At 41.1% G+C, this 21,280-nt stretch carries 15 protein-coding genes; 10 read left to right on the forward strand and 5 right to left on the reverse strand.

The genetic code is table 11. From position 1 onward, the window contains the following. The first annotated feature begins 467 nt into the window (after positions 1 to 467). On the forward strand, positions 468 to 2,603 hold the full coding sequence (locus HUW48_RS22105) for an elongation factor G (RefSeq protein WP_182412996.1): 2,136 nt from the start codon (positions 468 to 470) through the stop codon (positions 2,601 to 2,603). Positions 2,604 to 3,128: 525 nt separating this feature from the next. Here the strand turns inward: HUW48_RS22105 and HUW48_RS22110 are convergent. After that, positions 3,129 to 4,373: an alkaline phosphatase family protein gene (locus HUW48_RS22110; RefSeq protein WP_182412997.1), complete on the reverse strand. Its 1,245-nt coding sequence runs from the start codon at positions 4,371 to 4,373 to the stop codon at positions 3,129 to 3,131. A 496-nt stretch (positions 4,374 to 4,869) separates the two neighbouring features. Here HUW48_RS22110 and HUW48_RS22115 point away from each other — a divergent pair, with 496 nt between their 5' ends. Next, positions 4,870 to 5,163, forward strand: coding sequence for a hypothetical protein (locus HUW48_RS22115; RefSeq protein ID WP_182412998.1), 294 nt, complete (start codon positions 4,870 to 4,872; stop codon positions 5,161 to 5,163). Between the two features lie 198 nt (positions 5,164 to 5,361). On the opposite strand, the gene HUW48_RS22120 is transcribed toward HUW48_RS22115, so the two are convergent. Then, positions 5,362 to 6,201 (reverse strand): polysaccharide deacetylase family protein, encoded by an 840-nt coding sequence (locus HUW48_RS22120; RefSeq protein ID WP_182412999.1) that lies wholly within the window; start codon positions 6,199 to 6,201, stop codon positions 5,362 to 5,364. 104 nt (positions 6,202 to 6,305) lie between these two features. Then, positions 6,306 to 9,359 (reverse strand): PVC-type heme-binding CxxCH protein, encoded by a 3,054-nt coding sequence (locus HUW48_RS22125; protein ID WP_246343581.1) that lies wholly within the window; start codon positions 9,357 to 9,359, stop codon positions 6,306 to 6,308. Between the two features lie 415 nt (positions 9,360 to 9,774). Between HUW48_RS22125 and HUW48_RS22130 the strand changes: the two genes are divergently transcribed. Together HUW48_RS22130 and HUW48_RS22135 are read left to right on the forward strand one after the other, a co-directional pair. Continuing rightward, positions 9,775 to 11,187 (forward strand): Gfo/Idh/MocA family oxidoreductase, encoded by a 1,413-nt coding sequence (locus HUW48_RS22130; RefSeq protein WP_182413000.1) that lies wholly within the window; start codon positions 9,775 to 9,777, stop codon positions 11,185 to 11,187. 90 nt (positions 11,188 to 11,277) lie between these two features. Next, positions 11,278 to 11,769: a hypothetical protein gene (locus HUW48_RS22135; RefSeq protein WP_182413001.1), complete on the forward strand. Its 492-nt coding sequence runs from the start codon at positions 11,278 to 11,280 to the stop codon at positions 11,767 to 11,769. Positions 11,770 to 11,887: 118 nt separating this feature from the next. Here the strand turns inward: HUW48_RS22135 and corA are convergent, their stop codons facing one another. Next, a complete protein-coding gene (corA, locus tag HUW48_RS22140) occupies positions 11,888 to 12,841 on the reverse strand; it encodes a magnesium/cobalt transporter CorA (protein WP_182413002.1) in 954 nt (317 codons plus the stop codon). Between the two features lie 493 nt (positions 12,842 to 13,334). Between corA and HUW48_RS22145 the strand changes: the two genes are divergently transcribed. Further along, positions 13,335 to 14,795, forward strand: a complete 1,461-nt coding sequence (locus HUW48_RS22145) for an APC family permease (RefSeq protein WP_182413003.1) — start codon at positions 13,335 to 13,337, stop codon at positions 14,793 to 14,795. A 221-nt stretch (positions 14,796 to 15,016) separates the two neighbouring features. On the opposite strand, the gene HUW48_RS22150 is transcribed toward HUW48_RS22145, so the two are convergent. Continuing rightward, positions 15,017 to 15,223 (reverse strand): hypothetical protein, encoded by a 207-nt coding sequence (locus HUW48_RS22150; protein WP_182413004.1) that lies wholly within the window; start codon positions 15,221 to 15,223, stop codon positions 15,017 to 15,019. Between the two features lie 275 nt (positions 15,224 to 15,498). On the opposite strand from HUW48_RS22150, the gene HUW48_RS22155 reads away from it, so the two are divergent. The 5 genes from HUW48_RS22155 to HUW48_RS22175 all read left to right on the forward strand — a co-directional run bounded on the left by HUW48_RS22155 (position 15,499) and on the right by HUW48_RS22175 (position 20,919). Then, on the forward strand, positions 15,499 to 15,975 hold the full coding sequence (locus HUW48_RS22155) for a hypothetical protein (protein ID WP_182413005.1): 477 nt from the start codon (positions 15,499 to 15,501) through the stop codon (positions 15,973 to 15,975). A 223-nt stretch (positions 15,976 to 16,198) separates the two neighbouring features. Then, on the forward strand, positions 16,199 to 16,945 hold the full coding sequence (gene cmoA / locus HUW48_RS22160; RefSeq protein ID WP_182413006.1) for a carboxy-S-adenosyl-L-methionine synthase CmoA: 747 nt from the start codon (positions 16,199 to 16,201) through the stop codon (positions 16,943 to 16,945). 4 nt (positions 16,946 to 16,949) lie between these two features. Continuing rightward, on the forward strand, positions 16,950 to 17,672 hold the full coding sequence (locus HUW48_RS22165) for a methyltransferase family protein (RefSeq protein ID WP_182413007.1): 723 nt from the start codon (positions 16,950 to 16,952) through the stop codon (positions 17,670 to 17,672). Positions 17,673 to 17,974: 302 nt separating this feature from the next. Continuing rightward, on the forward strand, positions 17,975 to 18,841 hold the full coding sequence (locus HUW48_RS22170) for an NDR1/HIN1-like protein (RefSeq protein WP_182413008.1): 867 nt from the start codon (positions 17,975 to 17,977) through the stop codon (positions 18,839 to 18,841). Positions 18,842 to 19,356: 515 nt separating this feature from the next. Next, a complete protein-coding gene (locus HUW48_RS22175) occupies positions 19,357 to 20,919 on the forward strand; it encodes a long-chain-fatty-acid--CoA ligase (RefSeq protein ID WP_182413009.1) in 1,563 nt (520 codons plus the stop codon). The last annotated feature ends 361 nt before the right edge of the window (positions 20,920 to 21,280 follow it).

The raw sequence follows: 21,280 nt of genomic DNA on the forward strand, positions 1-21,280 counted from the left end.
TGGCTGAGTGATTGGTGAGGTGTGGCGGAAGTTTTAACTAAGCAAAATAACTCATTCTTAGCCTAATCCCAGAACTCCATTCGTCCATAAGGCCAGGAAAAGAATTTCTACTTTCCCTCTTGCCATTAATCTTATGTTCTATAGTATTAGATTATAACAAAGCGTTATTTGTTACCCGCTTTTTCTAAATATTTCTTTAAAAATAAATAAAACGAGGCCGTGCTTCTTTGAAGGAGAGAAGGAGTTATATAAATGAGCAAATTTAAAGCTGTAGTATAACTAAGAAGAAAGTTAATTAAAGGATTCGAACAGATGATTTTAAAGCAGAAATAACAATCAGCGTTTCGTTTTATATTTCTTAAAAACCTAGTATATTAAAGAATTCATAGCCAAGTTATTGCCAGTTTGTAGATTCTTCTTTTTCAACTGTTTTTTTGAAGCAATTATCACCATTAACAGTTTGTTTTATGAAAGCTTACGACGAAAAACACATTAAAAACGTGGTGCTAATTGGCTCTGCGAAAAGCGGCAAAACTACCCTAGCCGAAACCATGCTGTTTGAAGCAGGAATTATTAACCGGCGGGGAACCGTAGAAGAAAAAAACACTATTTCGGATTACCAGGAAATAGAGCGGGAACGGGGTAGTTCGGTGTATGCTACTACTTTGCACACCGAATGGCGGGATTATAAAATTAATATTATGGATACTCCCGGTCTGGACGATTTTATTGGCGAAGTAATTACCTCTATTACCGTGTGCGATACTGTGGTTTTAGTGCTGAACGCGCAAAATGGCGTGGAAGTAGGTACCGAAGTACTCTGGGATTACGTAGACCGGTATAACAAACCCACCATTCTGGCAATAAATCAATTGGATACAGATAAGGCCAATTTTAATCAAACTCTGGAAGAAGCAAAAGCTTTTTTCGGTTCGGCGGTTACTGTAATGCAATATCCTTTAAATGCGGGTTTAGGCTTTAACTGCATTATTGATTTACTGAAAATGGTAATGTACAAATTTCCGGCAGGTGGTGGCAAACCGGAAAAACTACCCATTCCCGATAGCGAAAAAGAAAGAGCCGATGCCCTGCATAACGAACTAGTAGAAAAAGCCGCCGAAAACGACGAAGCTTTAATGGAGCAATATTTTGAAAAAGGCAGTCTGGACGAAGATGAACTACGCGAAGGTTTAAAAATAGGCATGATGAAGCACCAGGTATTCCCGGTGTTTTGCTTATCGGCTAAAAAAGATATGGGCACCGGCCGTATGATGGGATTTATCGATAACGTAGCTCCTTCGGCAGTAGAGATGCCCGCCGGTATTACCGAAGAAGGCCAAAAAGTACCCTGCGATCCGAACGCTCCTACCCGCCTGTTTATTTTTAAAACGTTAATTGAACCGCACCTGGGCCGTTTGTCTTTTTTTAAAGTTCTGGCCGGCGAAGTAGCTATTGGGATGGAACTGTTCAACGAAAAAACAAATACTTCCGAACGAATTGGTCAGTTGTTCATCGCGGATGGCAAGAACCGCAACCCAATAGAAAGATTAAAAGCCGGTGATATAGGTTGTACGCTAAAATTGAAGAATACTTTTACTAATCATACGCTCAACGGCAAAGGCGCTAAAGGCAACATTCAACCTATAATTTTTCCGGCCTACAAAACCCGGGTGGCCATTGTTGCCAAAAACAAGCAGGACGAAGAGAAATTAAGTGAATTATTAAACGAAGTTCACCTGGAAGACCAAACGATTGGCATTGAATACAACCAGGAATTAAAGCAGTTTATTCTGGAAGCCCAAGGAGAATTACATTTGGCCTTAATGAAATGGCGCCTGGAGAATCTATCCAAAATACCCGTAGAGTTTCAGAAAGTGCGGGTGCCCTACCGGGAAACTATTCAGAAACCAGCTTTGGCGTCGTACCGGCACAAAAAACAATCGGGTGGAGCGGGCCAGTTTGGCGAAGTATTCATGAAAATTGAGCCTTATTACGATGGAATGCCTTCGGTGAAAGAATTCTCGGTGCGGGAAACCGAAACTGTAGATTTGCCTTGGGGCGGAAAACTCGTGTTTAATAATTGCATTGTGGGTGGCGTGATTGATGCGCGTTTTATTCCGGCCATTTTAAAAGGTGTAATGGAGAAAATGTCGCAGGGTCCGCTTACTGGTTCTTACGTACGCGACGTGCGGGTAAGCGTATACGATGGTAAGATGCACCCGGTAGATAGCAACGATATTTCTTTTAAAATTGCCGGTACCATGGCCTTCCGCGATGCTTTTTTACAGGCGGAACCCCTCCTGCTGGAACCTATTCAGGAAGTAGAAGTTTCGGTGCCGGCAGCTATTATGGGCGATGCCATGACCGAGCTTCAAATCCGGCGCAGTATTATTCTGAATATGGAAAGTGAAAAAGATGCCCAGGTCATAAAAGCCCGCATCCCTCTAGCGGAATTAGATAAGTTTTTATCGGCTTTGCGGAATATTAGCCAGGGCCGGGCCAAAGTACGTAATCATTTTGCCGATTATGCCCCGGTTCCATCGGATCTGCAAAAACGCATTACCGAAGAATACCACCAATTAGAAATGGCGGAAATGCATTAAAGCTTTTTGTTTCTTTTTACCAAACGATAATTAAAATCTTATTTTAAGAAGCTCACCTGTATTACTAATAACGATTATTTAGTTTGTAAGTAGTATAAGGTTTATTATTTGCTTGTTCTATTCGGAATAATGTCGAAGTTATCTTATTAAGTTGAAGTAAAATAAAGCTAATTACTTTATTTGGAGCCTTTTCAAGTCTCCATTCAGCGGTGCCAACTTATTTTACAGGTAACCAGTTTGCCTCATGGCCGGCGGGCCTAGCGAGTGCTCCATAGCCAAACTGGTATTTGTTTTTAATTGCTCCCTTATACCACGAATTTACATTCAGCATTGCCGCCTACTTAAGTTACATTTTACTCTACTCTTAAAAGTAATCAAGCTGATTATAACCAGTTATATTTATTTTCCAAGGGTACTTGCTCAACTAAAAAATCTCAGGACTAAACAGAATAAAACTCGATCTATAATCTTAAAAGCTAAATTTAATAAAATAAAGTAGTGCTATAATTTACAAGTATATTATAGCTAAAAAGTTACCCATCGGTTTACAGTATTAGAAGGTGCTTCAAATATTATTTTATAAAAGCCAGAAGGCATTTGCTTTACGTTTAAAGTTGCTTTTCCTGATTTTAAATCCACTTCTTTCCATAAAGTATATTCGTCTTTACCACCATTTTTATATTTATTTGTAGTAGTAACTCCAATTTTTACTTTGCCTTTTTGTTCCAGTGCTTGCCAGGTTACTGCTATTTGTCCGTTGCGGTACGTTGCCGATGGCTCCGCAATAGATACTTTACCGGTAAAAGGTACCCCATCTACTTCTCTTTCGTTTTCGCGCGGAATACTAATATTTAAGAAGCGGGCTAAACTGGGCATAATATCAACCACGCCCGGATTTTGCTTAAACCGACCATTTAAATCTTGAGCATTAGTGACGATCCAGGTAGTGCGTTCGCGGTCTGATTGGCCGCCGTGACCTTTACCCTGGCTGTCGCGGCCATGGTCGGTGGTTATAATAATTAGCCAGTCTTCCGGAAAATTCTGCTGCCGGTTTTGAATGGCTTGCCAGATACGGCCAATCTGATCATCAGCCATTTGAATAGCCCGGTACATTTTTTCACCGTCGCCGTAGCGGTGCCCCATATCATCAGAATACTCCAGATAAACCCAGGATAAATCGGGTGCCTCCGCGCGGATATAACGGGTGGCTTCGTTGGTTACATGTTCATCAATCTGGTGAATGTAGTTACTTTCTTTGTCGTGCGGGAAGTTTACAGTATCCAGTTCAAATCCATCAAAATGATAATCGAGTTTTATGTTTTGGGTTTGCGGCAAACCTTCGCCGACGAGCTTGGTGCGGTTATCGAGCCAGGTAGAAAAAATGGCTGTTTTTTTAGAAGGGTATTGCGTTTCGAAATAGCGAAAAATGGTAGGATAGTTATAGTTGGGGGCATCAATTTTGTTGTCCCACACATTATGTTTGTTTACCCAGGTACCCGTTAATAAGCTATTGTAGCCCACCGCCGATATGGTGGGAGTTTCGGAATACCCGCCTCTTTCACCGCCTACGTACGCGCGGGTATACCCGCCAACGGCCGCAATTTTCTTTAAATTAGGAGTATTCTGTTTTTCAAGTACGTCGGCCGCAATGCCATCCACAATTATAAAAACTGCTTTCTTTTGCTTGCTCTGGGCAAAAACAGTTAAAGAATATAATAAGAAGAAACAAGCAACTAAAATAACTCTGAAGATAGAAAAAGGCACTTTCATGTAATTAGATAAATTTCAAACTAAGTTTAGTATTTTTTTTAAGAATGTAACTGCCTTTAGGCTTATTGCTCTAAAAAATAAAGCAGCAATACCTTACTGTCAGGTTTAACAAGTGAGGCTCCTCCCGTTTTGCTCAAACTTAAAATAGCTTGTTTCAGCAACTACCGTAGTATTGTACTCTTTTTTACTATAAAGTACCCGCTTAACATTCATTTTCGAAAGCAAATTTTGTTTAGATGACGACTTACTTTTAAAAGAGAAAGTTCTGATGTATGCGAGGGCAATTTACCTGCCTTGACCTTTGCCTGTTTAAGAAACTTTCGTTACCTATGCGCCGCAAAATTTAGCGAAATTCAAGTAAACGGAAGACGTAAAATGCCTTGGTTTTTTCTTTTAACTTATCTTTTTAAAACTGGTACCATAGCCCTACGTATGTATAAGGCAGCGAACACTAATAAATGTATTACCTAACTTTTAACTAAGGCTAGAAGAAACTATGGGAAAGAATAAGAAAAAAAGTAAAAAGAAAAATAGTACTTTTTACAAAGCCATTAAACCTTATATTAAAGACAATCGGGTGTTGTACTCTATTTTAGGAGCCGCCGGAGTAGGAGTAGCTTTGGCTTCTGTTTTTGGCACTGATAAGGGCCGGGAAATAGTAGAGAACTTTACGAATACTTTAAAAAGTATCGGCGGCAATCAGAATGAAGGAGCAATAGCCAGCCAGGAACCTACCTCAACGGATAAAAAGTCCAAAGCAGCGAAGCATTTAGCAATAGAACCAAGTTAATTTAGACTTACACTTTAAAATTTCGCCTAAACCTTCCTTAAACGCACTTGAACTAATTAAACCTCCGGCTTACTAATATTTAAGATTTCCGACAAGGAAGTAATTTAAACAGAACTTTAGTTACGTTATTTGTTGTAAAAACCCTCTTGGTAAAAAGCTAGGAGGGTTTCTTTTTAAGAACCATTACATCAATATTTTTTACTTTTTATGGTCCTGGATGTATTTACCCACGGTACCCACCGGCGCTAGCCAAACACCATTAGCTGGGTTTTGTGCATATTCAAGTAGTTTTTGCAGCATGGATAAGCGGGTAGTTTGCGGCCCGGAATGTCCCATTTCATGACCAGCCAACACCACCCATTTACCAGTTTTTTTAGCTTCTTCCAGTATGGGCAAAATTTCTTCAAAATCCTTTCCGTCCGATTCCATTCCGGTGAGTTGGGCCGGATCACAGAAAAGCGGATCGTTTGGTCCTTCATCGAGCCAGCCGCGGCCAGAATTAAACAATGAAGCTACCAACGGAACATAGCTTTTGGTTTTTCGCCCGCGCCCCACAAATTTTTGCCCACAAGGATAAGCAAAAACTTCTGGTTTTACTCCCAGCAACTCCTGTACTTGCTTATTGCATTCAGTTAACTCCTGCCGCATTTTTTTCAAACTGTAATCTTCCAGTGCTTTTTGCCGGGCCCAGGGAAAGTTTCCGGTGCAAGGATGGTTAAGGGAATGATTGCCAATTTCGTGGCTACTACTTACCGCTTTCTTCCACCCCTCTAAGCGTTGCTCCACGCCGGATGGCACTACGTAAAAAGTAGCTTTTACCTGATACTGGTCTAGCAGCGCAGTACCAGAGTCTACCTGGCTCAGTCGGGCATCATCAAAACTTAGGCTTATGGCGGCCTGTTTTCCCTCCGGCCACGAAAAAGCAGAAGTTGTTGGCTGCGCCAATATCACTTTTCCGAACAGTAAAAATTGAAAGAAAAGGTAATAGCCAATTAAGGTTTTTGCCTGGCCAGTAAAGCAATTTGGATTTAATTTCATATTAAAAGTATATAGTAGCGTGTAGCTTAATTAAGTAACCAGATTTAAAAAATTTTAATTTAGCTGAATAGGATACTCACAAATAGTAAAAAAAAGAATAAGAATTATTCTACCTGCCGGAGATAAGCCAAAAGATTAGCCATTTGTTGCTTATTAATTTGCTTTTCTAAACCGGTTGGCATCGCCGACATGCCCAACGCTTTTAAAGCTCTAATATCCTGCCGCGCAATAGTAGTAACCTGACCACCGGCGTTCCGCAACGTTAGAGCATTAGGAGTTTCGGTAGCAATTATCCCCTGCACCGACTTGCCATTTGTAAGAGCTACCTCCCACATATCGTAGCCATCCGAGATAGATTGGTTTGGGTCGAGAACATTAGATAAAATACCAGTGGGTGGCCAATTATGAATAGTGCCTAAATCAGGACCGAAAGCTACTCCTTGATTACCTCTTATTTGGTGGCATACGGAACAGTTGCGCTGAAATACCGCCTTGCCCTGAACCTTATCTCCTCCCAGGTTTAAAGCCGTTTGGTATTCCTGAATAACTTCCTGGCGTTTGTCTTCTTTTTTAGTAAGTAAAGCTCTGGCCCGGCTTCTTAACTTTTCATCTTCCTGCGCCATCAGGCTCACACTCCTCGGCCAGCCAATACTAGCCGTTTGGATTTTACCTTCTTCAAGTGCATCTAATAACAAGCGAATGCGCTCTGGCTTCGACATAAAGGTATTAATAGCAGCATCTCTCACGTCCGGAGAAAGCGAAGGCCATTGTTGCAAAACAAAAGTACTTACAGTAAGGTCGGGAATAGCACTGAGCGTGTGCAAAGCGGCTAACTGCACGGGCAAAGGTTCACGCGGATTAATCAATTTTCTTAAGAAAGCTCGATCAGTTTCCGGATTTCGTAAAGCCAGAAATTCAATGGCGATAGCCCTTTGGTCTTCCGGAAGATTTTGGTTGCTGGCTATTTCCCGGGCTTGCTGCATGGCGTTCTGCGTTTGTGCCCTAGCCAGCAAGCCAATTGCCTGTAAAATTTGCAGAGCTCCCTCCCGAACAGAAACAACCGGATGCTTCAGGCAAGTTTGAATTAATACATTCTGCTCTGTTTGTAATTCGGTTGGCATAACTTTTCTGCTCTTTAAGCCTTGAGCTAATCCGGCTAGTACCGGAGCTTGCCATGCTCCCTGTTCTCCCGTTATTGGAGTAGTTGCTTTTTGCAGGAGTCGGCGAACAGTTTCAGGTTCTTGTCTGGCTCCAACCATCGCGCTTAAGCGTTGTACCAAAGAAGCATAGGCCGGATTTGTTGATTTATATTGGGCTAGTACGGACTCCAAAAAAGCCGCATTTTGTCCCGACAAAGCCGAAAGGGCTGCTACTTGCACCCATTCATCGTTAATATCTTTAAACAAAAGTTGCTGCCTAACCTGATTAACTTCCGGCGTATTAATAAAACCTAAAGTACAAAGCAATTGATACCGTACTCTAGAATTAGCATCGTTTTGCAGGGAAATTAAATTTGAGGTTAAATCCGGCGACTCCTTCAGGTGTAACTCTGCCAGTTTAATAGCATTTTCCCGGATACCCTGTTCCGGGTCTTGCAAAGCTTTTATTATTAAATCCGGACGGAGTTGATGCATGCCTTCCAGGGTCCATAAAGCGTGCAAGCGGCCAAGAGCAGAGGTTGGATTTTGGGCTATTTGCCTTAAAGTCGGCACTGCTTGTTTACTATTTCTGTCTACGAGCAAACGCTGGGCATTTCGCCGCCACCAAATGTTGGGTTCGGCTAGTTTGGCTATTAATTGTTCATCCGTAGCTTTACCTAAGTTTAATTCCTGGGTCCAGGTTGCTGGTTTGGCATTTTGGGCACTAATACGATAGATCCGCCCTTTATCGGTACCATTATAGAGCGCGCCTGATTTAACTACGTCTTCGGCCATCCACTCAGGATGCTCAATTATTTGCCGGTAATAATCTACCAGATACAGTGCCCCATCCGGCCCGGTATACATATTTACCGGCCGAAACCAGGCATCGGTAGAAGCCAGAAACTCTTTGTGAGGCCGTAACCGACTAGCCGCAAAACTGGCTCCTTTTGGTTTCAGGCGATCCACATGCACCAGGTTACTAACCGGCTCCGCCACAAACGTTACATTATTGTTAAATTCTTCCGGGAAGGCTCCGCCCTGGTAATAAGTAAGCGCACAAGCCGAGGTAATTACTCCCACATCCGTTAAAAGTTGATTTTCCGGATTTTTCGTAATGGGAAATACTTCCGCTGCGTTTTCATGGTCTGACAAGGACTGAGTGGCATCAGTTACAAGTAAATCCGGGTTACGGCGGAGATACGGTTCAGCAATTACTTCCTGAAAAATATGATTGGCATTAGAAACCTGAAAATACCGCCCCCAGGTATCGAAAGTATGGCCAAATTGGGTGTCGCCGGAGGTTGTTTCCAACGCATACTCGTCGGGCCGGAAACGCACACTGCGGCCATTGGCATTATTAGCTAGCCGCGGTCCTTTAGGCTTATCCGGGTAGAGTATATCCTTGCCAGGGTCGCCAAATTCTTCTTTGTAAATTTTAGCCGTTACCGCCGATTCATGACCTACGTAAATCCAATTATCTAATCCCAGCAGCGGATTATTTAAATTGTGCTGCGGATTAGAAACTGCAAAACCGGTAAGCATTGTTTTTTTCACATCGGCTTGGTTATCGCCGTCGGTATCTTCCAGGTATAATACATTAGGCGGATCCGTTACCAGTACTCCTTTCTTCCAGCGCATAATTCCCGTAGGCAGCATCAGTCCTTCAGCAAAAGTGGTACTCTTATCCATCCGGCCGTCTCCGTTGGTATCGGTAAGCAGCTTTATTTTTCCGGTTCCGCTTTTATCCAACGGGTAGCCATGCATTTCCACCACGTACATCCGGCCGTTTTCATCAATTTCCATTGCCACTGGGTCAGCCACTAATGGCTCGGCTGCCACTAGTTCTATTTTAAACCCCGGTTCCAGCTCAAAGGTACTTAAAGCCTTTTCCGGAGGAATTCCTCCTGTAGAGGCAGCCTCTTTTTGCTGTTTACACTTAATGCTGGTACCTCCTAAAAGAGCTACCAACAAATACATTAACCATTTTGACTGACTATAAGGAAAAAGTATTTTCATGCAAAAACTTTTAAAAAACTTTTATAAAAAGTAAGCAAATAACATAAAAAGGCAGAAGTACTTTAATTACTGCGGTACCGGAAGCGTCTACTTTAGTAAATGAGGTAAACTTTAATAAAGTAGCCCTGCTCCGAAAGCCAAAAAATAAAAATAAATAGTAAATAATCGGTGTATTTATTCCGGGTATTGTACCAGGCAGCATCTAATTAGTTGGAGAAGGTGTATTCCTCTGAAACCGGAAAAAATATACTAAAAGATTAAGATATAACTCCCATTAAAAACCCAAAAAGATTATATTTAAAAATCCGATTCCATCTTATTCATTTAGTAAACCCGTTTTGCCTTAGCTTTTAATACATTCTTTTAAACTTAACCAAAAAAGAAAGACTCTGAACTATAATCCTTTATCTAAAAAATGAAAAATAATCGCAGAGATTTTTTAAAATTTACGGGTCTAGTAGGGGCTGGCATCTTAGCGGGCAATGTTAACCCTGTTAGGTCTAATGCCCAGGGATTAGATACTCCTCCGTCCAGACAAACGCACCTTCAGAAATTTAATATGTCGGGGTATGCGGCACCTAAACTTAACACCGTTCGGCTGGGATTTATTGGTTTGGGCAACCGCGGACCAACGCATCTGCAACATGCCACCAAATTAGAAGGGGTAGAAATTAAAGCATTATGCGATTTACGACCCGAAAAAGTAACTGCGGCCCAAAAGCTTTGCCAAACTGCCGGTTCTAAACCCAATACCTACACCGGGAAAGAAGACGAATGGAAAAAGCTGTGCGAGCAAAAAGATATTGACCTTATTTACATAGCCACTCCCTGGCACCTGCACGTGCCCATGGCACTATACGCCATGGAGCAAGGAAAACACGTAGCCGTAGAAGTGCCCGTAGCCAAAACCCTGGAAGAATGCTGGCAGCTGGTAGAAACATCCGAACGTACTAAGCGGCACTGCGTTATTTTAGAAAATTGCTGTTACGATTTTTTCGAATTACTTACCCTCAACATGGCTCGTCAGGGTTTCTTCGGTGAAATTATTCACGGCGAAGGCGCTTACATTCATGATTTGCTGGAAGGTAATTTTTCCAAAACCAAATATTATGATATGTGGCGGCTGAAAGAAAATTTCCGGAATGGTAATTTATACCCCACGCATGGTTTAGGCCCAATTGCTCAAATAATGAATATTAACCGGGGCGATAAAATGGATTACCTGGTGTCGATGTCCGGGAATGATTTTATGATGGGAGCTACCGCAAAGGAACTGGCCAGCAAAGACGAATTTTACCGGCCATTCGCTACTAAAACTTATCGGGGCAATATGAACACTACTACTATCCGCACCAGTCAGGGGCGTACCATTATGCTCCAGCACGATGTAACCTCACCCCGGGTTTATTCCCGCATTCATCTGGTAAGCGGTACCAAAGGCGCCGCGCAGAAATATCCGCTTCCGGGCCGGATTTCTACCGGACACGAAGACTGGTTGCCCGAAGCCGAATTAAAAAAGCTAGAAGAAAAATTTTTGCCACCCATTGTAAAAAAAGTAGGTGAAATGGCGAAGCAAGTAGGTGGCCACGGCGGTATGGATTTTTTAATGAACTGGCGGCTTATGGATTGTCTGCGCAATGGTTTGCCCGTAGATATGGATGTTTACGATACGGCTACCTGGAGCGCGATTAGCCCTTTAAGTGAACAATCGGTAGCCAAGCGCTCTAACTCCGTGGATGTACCTGATTTTACTGCTGGTGCCTGGAAAAACAACCAACCAGTGGATATTCAACTGGCTGCTGGCGGAACTACCAAGATAAAGTTGTAATGGTTAGTCTGAAATGAAATTATGATTTATATAGTTAGCTCATTAAAATAAATTAGAAATTAATATATTACCAAAAAATGGCACTTCTACATGAAAACACCTGTGTACACCTGGCTTGTAAGTTTAACAGTAAGTATTAGTTTAATAAGCGGCTGTGCCAGTCAGAAATCGACTACAGCATCCGCTAACGATAGTAACAGTAGTTCCAGTTCTATGGGTGCGACTACTACCACCAGTCAACCTGCCGAACATGCGGAGCTGAGCGGTTCCTGGAATTACGTAATGACAAACGACCAGCAAGAAACCCTTACCGGGGTATTAACCATTCAAAGAGGAGGCAATGCGGGTTATACGGGCCACATCACCTCTAACGAAATTAGTTTAGACAGTGACACCGATATTTCTAAAGCGCAGCTTAATGGTTCTGATTTCATTTATGAAGGCACGGTAAAAGCTCCAAACGGCGACATACCTTTTACTATTAAAGGTACCATTCAGGGCAGTAAACTGGAAGGTCAGAACACCGTTGAGTACCAGAACCGCAGCATGCTTTGGCAAGTAAAAGCCACCCGGAAGAACTAAATTAGATATTGGATGTTAGATATTAGATTTTTTCTCCTACTTTGTTATTGGCTAATTTAATCACACAGTTCAAAAGCACAAGTCTAATATCCAACATCCAATATCTAACATCCAATTCCTACAGCCATTTCTTACGCTTAAAATACCACAAAAACGCCATCGACGAGATCACCATTAAGGCCAGGGCAAAAGGGTACCCCGCCAGCCAATTTAGTTCGGGCATAAACTTAAAATTCATCCCGTAAATACTGGCAATAAGCGTGGGTGGCATAAACACTACCGTAACTACGGTAAAAATTTTTATTACCTGGTTTTGCTCAATATTCACCAGACCCAGAAAGGTATTTTGTAAATATTCCAGGCGTTCGAAGCTAAACTGGGTATGTTGCAAGAGCGAGTTTATGTCTTTAATAATAATCCGTAATCGCTCTTTTTCCGGCTCTTCTACCTGAAAACTTTTCAGCATCGACGAAACCAACCGCTGTTTATCCACGATACTTTCGCGGATGAGAATAGTATTTTCCTGCAACTCGGTAATCCGTAACAGGTTTTCTTCCTGAATGGATTTTTCCTTTACCAGCTTTTTACTAACCGTATTGGTAGTGCGGGTTAAATACTCGATAAAGTCGGCGTCGTAGTCAATCTGGGTTTCCAGGAGCAGCAGCCAAATTTGGATAGCTTTAGTAGTGGTTCCTTTTTTAAAGGTTTTGATTTTCCTGACTGTCTCGGCAAACGATTTTAGGTCGGCACGCCGAAGCGTAAAAAGTAAATCGTCTTTTAAAATAAACGAAATCTGACGGGTAGTATAAGAAGCGCCTTCGTACACCACAAACGCACTGTTAGCCTCGAACCCACTACTATCCTCAAAATAACGCGAGCTGCTTTCAATTTCGGCAGCTTCCTGGGCCGTAAAGAATTCAATGCCGAAATGCTTTTCCACCTGTTTCATTTCTTCCGCCGATGGCGACTGCAAATCGACCCAAATAATTTGTTTGTCGCCATCTGACAAAAACCTAGTTGGATTTTTCTCCCAATGCAGTTCGTTTTCCTGGATATAAAAGCTTCTGATCATGAATCCCTAAATAAACGCTGTTTCTTCGTCCGATCTTAGACCGACTTCCTTGCCGAACTGAGGTGTTACTAATTGTAGTCCTATTTTTAAAACCTTCAGCTAAAAGTCAAAAATCTGCCGCAAACTTATTCATTTTTGGCTTACGAACGCCAATTCACGTTTCAGAATTTGTATTTATCCTGACTGCACACCAGCTTTCGTGTATACCGTTGCAGTAGCTAAAATATTTTCCGGCAAAGTTGCTTGCATCGTTTACATATCTTTTGGGCCAAACACTCAAAAGTTATTTTAATTCCACCCAGAACACATGTATAAAGGTATTTACTTATTAAATTTATGATGCAGCAGCGAGTCTTACTTAATTCCATAGCCTTTAAAAATGCAAAACCTCTAAGAGAAAGAGCATAAAGAAAGGATTTTTCCCTTCCAAATATTCAATGTATATTTCCTTTTTAGTAAATATTTAATAGCACTTCCTTTTATTTTTAAGTTAATGGCAGAAAACTCTACAGGTTTTAAAAGAGAAATAAAATTATTCGATGCAATTATGATAGTTACCGGCGGCATGATTGGCTCCGGAATTTTTATTGTAAGCGCCGATATTGCCCGGTTGGTAGGTTCGGCTGGTTGGTTATTGTTAGTTTGGCTGTTGGCTGGTTTTATTACTATTATTGCGGCCCTCAGTTACGGCGAGCTTTCGTCTATGTTTCCGAATGTGGGCGGGCAATACGTGTACCTGCGCGAAGCCTACAACAAAATGGTAGCTTTCCTGTACGGCTGGACTCTTTTCCTGGTAATTCAAACGGGAGTAATTGCGGCAGTAGCTATGGCTTTTGCGCGTTTCACGGGCGTGTTTCTACCTTGGTTTTCGGAAACCAATGTGTTATTTCGGGTAGGAGGCTATCCATTTACCACCGTGCAATTATTAGCCGTGGGCGTGTTGTTGTTGCTTAATTTTATTAATGCACGCGGTGTAAAAAGCGGTAAATGGATTGCCAATATTTTCAGCAGTACTAAAATTCTGGCTTTACTCGCGCTTATTGTTTTAGGTATTGCTTTCGGGATGGATGAAAACGTGGTACAGGCTAATTTTAGTAATTTATGGCAAGCCCAACAAGTAACCGCCAGTTCTTCTACTCCCGTGCCTCTGGCAGGTGCCGGTTTATTAATTGCTATTGGTTTGGCCATGATTGGCTCTATGTTTTCGAGTGATTGCTGGAACGTAATTGGTTTTTCGGGCGATGAGATTATAAACCCTAAGCGCACGATTGTACTAAGCATGGTAATTGGTACCATTGTGGTAACCGTACTGTATGCGTTAGTAAATATTGTTTATTTATTGGTATTACCCCTGCAAGGTTCCCCGGAAGGTACAACTGTTTTGAGCCGGGGAATACAATTTGCGGCCGATGACCGGGTAGGAACAGCCGTAGCCGAAGCGGTGGGTGGCCCAAAAGCTACTTTGTTTATTGCTTTTTTAATAATGGTATCTACGTTTGGCTGTATTAATACCGTAATGCTTTCCGGGGCGCGCGTATACTACACCATTGCCCGCGATGGCTTGTTTTTTCCGCAACTGGCCCGGTTAAATAAAAATGGAGTACCGGCAATAGCCTTGTATTGCCAAACCGCCTGGGCCTGCTTACTCTGCGTATCAGGCAAGTACGGCGACATGTTAAATTACGTCATGTTTTCGGTACTGCTTTTTTACATTATTACCATAATCGGCATTTTTATTTTACGCCGCACCCAGCCCGACCGGCCAAGGCCCTATAAAGCAATAGGTTACCCAGTTATACCGGCTATTTACGTAATTCTAACCTCGGGTATTTGCTTCGTGTTATTGTTGTTTCAGCCGGCTTATGCAGGTGCAGGTTTAATTTTGGTAGGTTTAGGAATTCCGGTTTATTATATCTTCCGCAAGCAGTTTAAAGAAATTCCGGTGGCTAATTAATCAAAGACACTCAGCTCCTCTGCTCTTAACCATTTTCAGGTAAGTGAGTTAAAAATAATTTCTTATAGCTTTACATCTATATTGTGAGTTTTTTCAGAGATAACTAATCAGAGATATATTTAATCCGATAATTAAAGTAAGATTAACCCTCAATAAAAAATCCCCGCCCTAGATAATAAACTATCTAGGGCGGGGATTTTGCTAAAATTAAAAGACTAACCTTAGTTTATTAAGCTAACTCGGTTCTTAAGTTCTTTTTCTGGTAAAGTAGAAGTAGCTTCCGAAAAATACAAGAATTTATTAGACGGCTGATAACCTTCATTCCAACCAGAACCTGCCGAAATCATTTCGTTCTCCGGCGCAAAGAGCCAATTGTTTTTAACTGTTTTTCCTGTTTTCTTCGAGTTAGCTGTTAAAAGATTAGTCATAGTTTATTTAAATTAATTATATATTCCTTTATACTATGTGCTCTGTTATTTGTTATCGTTTGTTTTACAAAGATAAAAATAAAACAACATTAAATTATCAAAGTAACAACGATTAATATATTAACTTAAAAACTTCTCAAAAAATTCCCTTTACTATAATAAATTTCAAAAATATTTTCCTTTTTCGGTTAACTTGTTTCTACCTTAATTTTTTAAGGTTTGAGAGTAAAAAATAATAAGTATTTTTGCCGGAAATTCGACGAAAGCTATCCGGGATGATTCGATTTATTTATTTAGGTTTATTTTTTAGTTTACTAGTTAGTTTTTCTTCTTTTGGCCAAAGCATCGCTCAACTCGAAAAACGCAACGGTTTCCGCGATGCCCGTTTAGGAGCCTCTATTAAAACTTTCCGGAACCTGGTGTTTACCGAATCCGAGGGCAATACCAAATACTACCGGCGCAAAACCGACGTACTAAAGATGAAAGGCGTTACTTTTGCCGACATTACGTATGCTTTTTATAAAGATAAGCTCAGCCATATTTTTATTACCATTAACGGCGTAGAAAACAGTCGTAACTTTGTGAGTTTACTCGAAAGTTTATACGGTGAAGGCGAACGTTTGTATCCTTGGGTAGAATCTTTTGACAACGTGCTGGAATGGAACGGCGAAAATATTACCCTTACTTATGGTGAGATTGCCAGTACCAAGGAAAGTGTTATCCATTATTACAGCCTAAGCACTAACTTTTAGCAAGATTCTAATGCTACTAAACGCACTAACAATATTTTAAGTTATTCGGCTTAGCAAATACAAAAATTAACTAAATTGCCCCACTAAAAATTTATTTTCTTATAATCAGCGAGCGCCTACTTAGCTTATTTAATAATGGTTCAGCAGGTTTCTGGTTAGCGAATAAGTTCTTAACTAACGCAATAAGCTGCTTTCATTTCAATATTTCCAGCACTTAATTTACATGGCTTCAGAAGTAAAAATAGAAAAAGACGAAGTTTTTAAAGACGAAATAAACAAGGTTTCGGATTTTAAATTTAGCGCCAACGTTGCCAACGTATTCGACGATATGGTAAACCGATCGGTACCATTTTACGGCGAAATGCAACGCATGACGGCCGAACTGGCCGCCGATTTTGTGCAACCCGGCACCAACGTTTACGATTTGGGCTGCTCTACCGGCACCACCATGATTGGCATGAACACAATCATTCCGCCAGATATTCGGTTTGTTGGGGTGGACGATGCGGTAGAAATGCTGGAGAAGTGCGATATTAAGTTAAAAGAAGCTGGTTTTGAACGCCCATACGATTTGCAGGTAGCTGATTTAAACGTAAACGTCGATATCCAGAATGCCTCGGTGGTAGTATTGTGTTTAACCTTACAATTTGTGCGGCCAATTTTCCGGGAGAAACTGGTAAAAACCATCCTGAATGGCTTAGTACCCGGTGGTGTTTTAATTTTGGTAGAAAAAATTTTAGCGGAAGACAGCGTTTTTAACCGCGAGTTTATTAAATATTATTACAACCATAAACGCCGCAATAATTACAGCGAACTGGAGATTTCGCAAAAACGCGAAGCTTTAGAGAATGTATTAATTCCTTACAAATTATCCGAGAACATTCATATGCTGCGTGATGCGGGTTTTGGTCATTGCGAGGTGTTTTTTAAATGGTATAATTTCTCGGGCTTAATTGCAGTAAAAAAATAAAAATATGGTAACTATTGGTAATTTCTTTTTTAAGTACCGCAACCTGCTTTTTATTTTTCTGTATTTAGCACTGTTTATTCCGTCGCCGGATATTTTTACGCCCGAAATTTTTGGTGAAAATTATTATTGGTGGCCCATTATAATTGGTTTAGTGGTAACAGTTAGCGGCCAGGCCATCCGGGGAGCTACCATTGGGTTGGCCTATATTATTCGCGGCGGCAAAGACAAAAAAGTTTACGCCGAAAAGTTGGTTACCGAAGGTATTTTTAACCATTGCCGCAACCCGCTTTACGTAGGTAATATTTTAATGCTGCTAGGGGTAGGAATTTTATCGAACTCGCTTATTTACGTGGGCATTCTTATTCCATTGTTCCTGTTTATTTACCAGGCTATTGTACTCGCCGAAGAAAACTTCTTACGCAATAAATTTGGTGCGCAGTTCGATGCTTATTGCCAACGCGTAAACCGTTGGATACCTAGTTTAAAAGGTATTAGCAAAACGTTTGAAGGCATGCATTTTAATGCGAACCGTTGGATTTTAAAGGAATACAATACCCAATTTGTCTGGCTGGTAGGTATTACGCTCATTCTGCTATTCAAATATCCGCAGTTAACTAATTCCAGCGAAGAAACCCGCAATAGTTTGCTCTACGTGATTTTGCCGGCGTTATTAGTAATTTATTTATTTGTGAAGTACCTGAAAAAAACGGGTAAAATGGTTGCTTAAAGTCCGTTTTATCTGATTCTTTATAGCCGGTAGTTCTTGGTATAACCAAAGAATTACCGGTTTTTTATTTTGTACTCCAGGCTAAATTTATTTACAGTTAAATAAAGAGCTTTTCTGTGGAGCCTTATCAAGTCTCCACAGAAAAGCTTCCTATTCAACTTTAAAAAGGTATTCCACCTCTGTCAAAAGCAATTCATTCTTAACATTACACTGATTACCTGCAACTTGCTTCGTTGCGTTCAACATTTTCTGGCCGAAAGAGTAATCAGATAAGTAAAAGGTTGAAGCTGCATGTAACGCCGATGAAACGATTTCTGAAAATAACGGGCATTCTGGTGAGTTTAATTTTAATCGGGGGAGTGGTAGTATACGCTTTCACACCCCGGGAAAAATTGCTTGCCTATGTAATTCCAGAAATAAATAATATTCGGATAACCGATATTTATATTAATAACCAGCAAGCTACCATGAAGGTACACTTCAATGCTACTTCTAAAATTGCTCCGGTGTATATTTATCACTTGACCTATGATTTCCGGTTGTACGGTCAAAGTATTACGCACGGAGAGCAACAATTATCCCCCAAAAGTCAAACCCGAAGAATCCAGCGTTTTGCCCTGCCGGTAAGTATTAATTACAACCAAGTGGGTGCTTTGATACAGCAACAAATTACTAAAAACGATTCAGTAGAGGCCCACTTTCAAATTAACTGCGACTTACCATTCATTGGTAGCCGGAGCTTTAATGTTACTCGAAAATTACCAATTGTTCTGCCAGTATTATCTGTTCCTCAAATTACAGCGGTAAAAACAGAAGATTTTGGCTTTCGGCACCAGCGCTTGATCTTAACTTTGACGATCCAAAACCCCAATAATTTTGATTTTTACTTACGCGATTTAAAACTGAATGCGCAATTAAAAGATTACCTGGCTGCCGGAAGTTTGGGAAAAGATTACCTGATTCAGGCCCATCAGGCAGCTTCGCTGGATATTCCTTCTACTACGGCCATTACCCAAGCACAGGCCGATTCACTAACTTCAGCCAGTAACCTTTCGGGTTCTTATACTTTAAAGGCCAACCTGGTTGCCGAACCTGTAAGTGAATCAATCGGTACTATCCGCTTTAGTGTGGCTACAAATGGCACCATTTCAGCGCCAGAAATCAAATAATTCCTAGCTTAAATTATACGATTGTTTCTACCAATATTGCCGATGGTACTACGCCGGATGGCCGCTGGACCTCCGGCCCTTCTATCGAGGGCAAATGTTAATTTACCGTGCAACTCATTAAGCCCTTAGGCGATGCGCCTCAATTAGCTCCCCCGTCCGCTCAGCCATGCTCAAACCAAAGAAATGATGGGGGGTATGGGTTCTATTTAAGGTAATATCAAAAGTATACTATAAGATTTTTTTTAATAATGGACTTAGCACAAACTCTTTCTGGTTATTCAATCAGGAGGAGTTTTTATTTTCTGCCCGTAAAACAAGTTGCCCCAGAATACAACTACCCCATTAGGCTTCTTCCTTTCTGATTTTATTTATATCTTTATAAACGTGCATCTTCTGTTTTTCCGGTAGCAAGCGGTTGTTGTTTTTATTTCTGTTTAATAAATAAGCTTACCAGCATGTCTGTCCTAACGTGCTTTGAAACAATTACTTAAATTTTAGTAAACGCCTGAACCAACATGTTTAACCTAGCTACTTTTTTACAAGCAAGCGCCGTTCATTCGGGCCATAAAAATGCCTTTACCTTCGGCGAAACTACTTTAACGTATGCGCAGGTAAATGGGGCAGCGAACCAGGTAGCCAATGGCCTGCGAAGCCTGGGTTTGCAAACGGGCGATAAAGTTGCCTTAAGTTGTTTTAATCTGCCTTATTTCCCGATTATTTATTATGGTATTTTAAAAGCCGGCGCAGTAGTAGTGCCGCTCAATGTTTTGTTTAAAACCGATGAAATAGCCTATCACCTCGCCGATAGCCAGGCTAAAGCTTATTTTTGTTTTACCGGAAATGCCGAATTACCCATGGCGCAAATGGGGCATGCTGCCTTTATTAATACTCCTACCTGCACCCACTTTTTTGAAATTACGCCTAACCCTGCCGATGCACCTGCAATTGCCGGGGTAAAAACGTTTAGCAACTTAATTAGCGCGCAACCAACTACTTTAAATATTATTCCAACTGCGGCCGAAGACACCGCGGTAATTGTGTACACTTCCGGTACTACCGGCAAACCCAAAGGAGCGCAACTAACCCATTCCAGTTTAGCTTTTAATGCTATTTTATCGGCCGATTTATTTAAACTAACTGCTGCTGACCGGACCATTATTGTGCTGCCGTTGTTTCATATTTTTGCGATGACCTGTTTAATGAACGCGGGCGTTTATCGGGCAGCCCACGGCATTTTACTTCCTAAATTCGACGCCGAAACGGTATTTGGTTTATTGCAAAAACACGAAATAACCCTTTTTGTGGGGGTACCTACCATGTACTGGGCCTTATTACATTGCACGAGTAAAAACTTCGACTACAATAAAATTACGCAGAACATGCGTTTGGCCGTTTCGGGCGGAGCAGCTTTACCCGTCCGGGTTTTAGAAGATTTTCAGGAACGCTTTAAGGTACTTATTCTGGAAGGTTATGGCATGTCAGAAGGTTCGCCGGTGGTAACATTTAACCAAACAGAAGTAGGCACCAAGCCCGGCTCTATTGGTACTCCCGTTTGGGGAGTAGAAGTAAAGTTAGTAGACCAAAACGGCGAGGAAGTGCCCACCGGCCAGAAAGGAGAGTTGCTATTTCGGGGCCATAACGTTATGCAGGGGTATTACAATCGGCCCGCTGAAACGGATGAAGTACTACGGGATGGTTGGATGCATTCCGGCGATGTGGCCATTAAAGATGAAGATGGTTTTTACTTTATTGTGGATAGAACCAAAGATATTATTATCCGGGGCGGCTTAAATGTATACCCCCGCGAAGTAGAAGAAATAATAATGAAACACCAGGCAGTTTCGCTAACTGCCGTTATTGGAGTGCCCCACGAAAAATTAGGCGAAGAAATTAAAGCATTTATTGTACTGAAGGAAGGAAAGCAAGCTACTGCGGACGAGATCCGGGAATTTGCTAAAAACAGCATGGCTGCTTATAAGTACCCTCGCGCAATAGAATTTGTAAAATCATTACCCATGACTGCTACCGGTAAAATTCTAAAAAAAGACCTAAGAACCCGACTAAAGGTAACTTCCTGAACTTATTTTCGTATTCGGCGCATTTTTCAAGAACTATAACCGAAAGTTGTTTAGCCTTTAGAATAATGTCGAATTACTCCTGATAGACCCCATAACAGGTACTTTAATTGAATAAACGTTAAAATGCTAAACAGCTCCGGGTAAAAGCACCAACAGTAATAACCTCCTTAAAGTTAATTTCACGAATAAGTAAATAAATACATCAATACCTGATTTTAAAGGCTTTATAAAGGCTCTTCCTATACTTATTAATTTTAGTAAATAAAGAAAGTAGAAGAATAAGTTTCCTCTAAAAATTAAGGCATTCGATCTTAAATCTCCCGTTTAGCCTGAGTAACACCCACTCACCAAGCCTCATTTA

The organism is Adhaeribacter radiodurans, from assembly GCF_014075995.1.
Taxonomy (GTDB): Bacteria; Bacteroidota; Bacteroidia; order Cytophagales; family Hymenobacteraceae; genus Adhaeribacter; species Adhaeribacter radiodurans.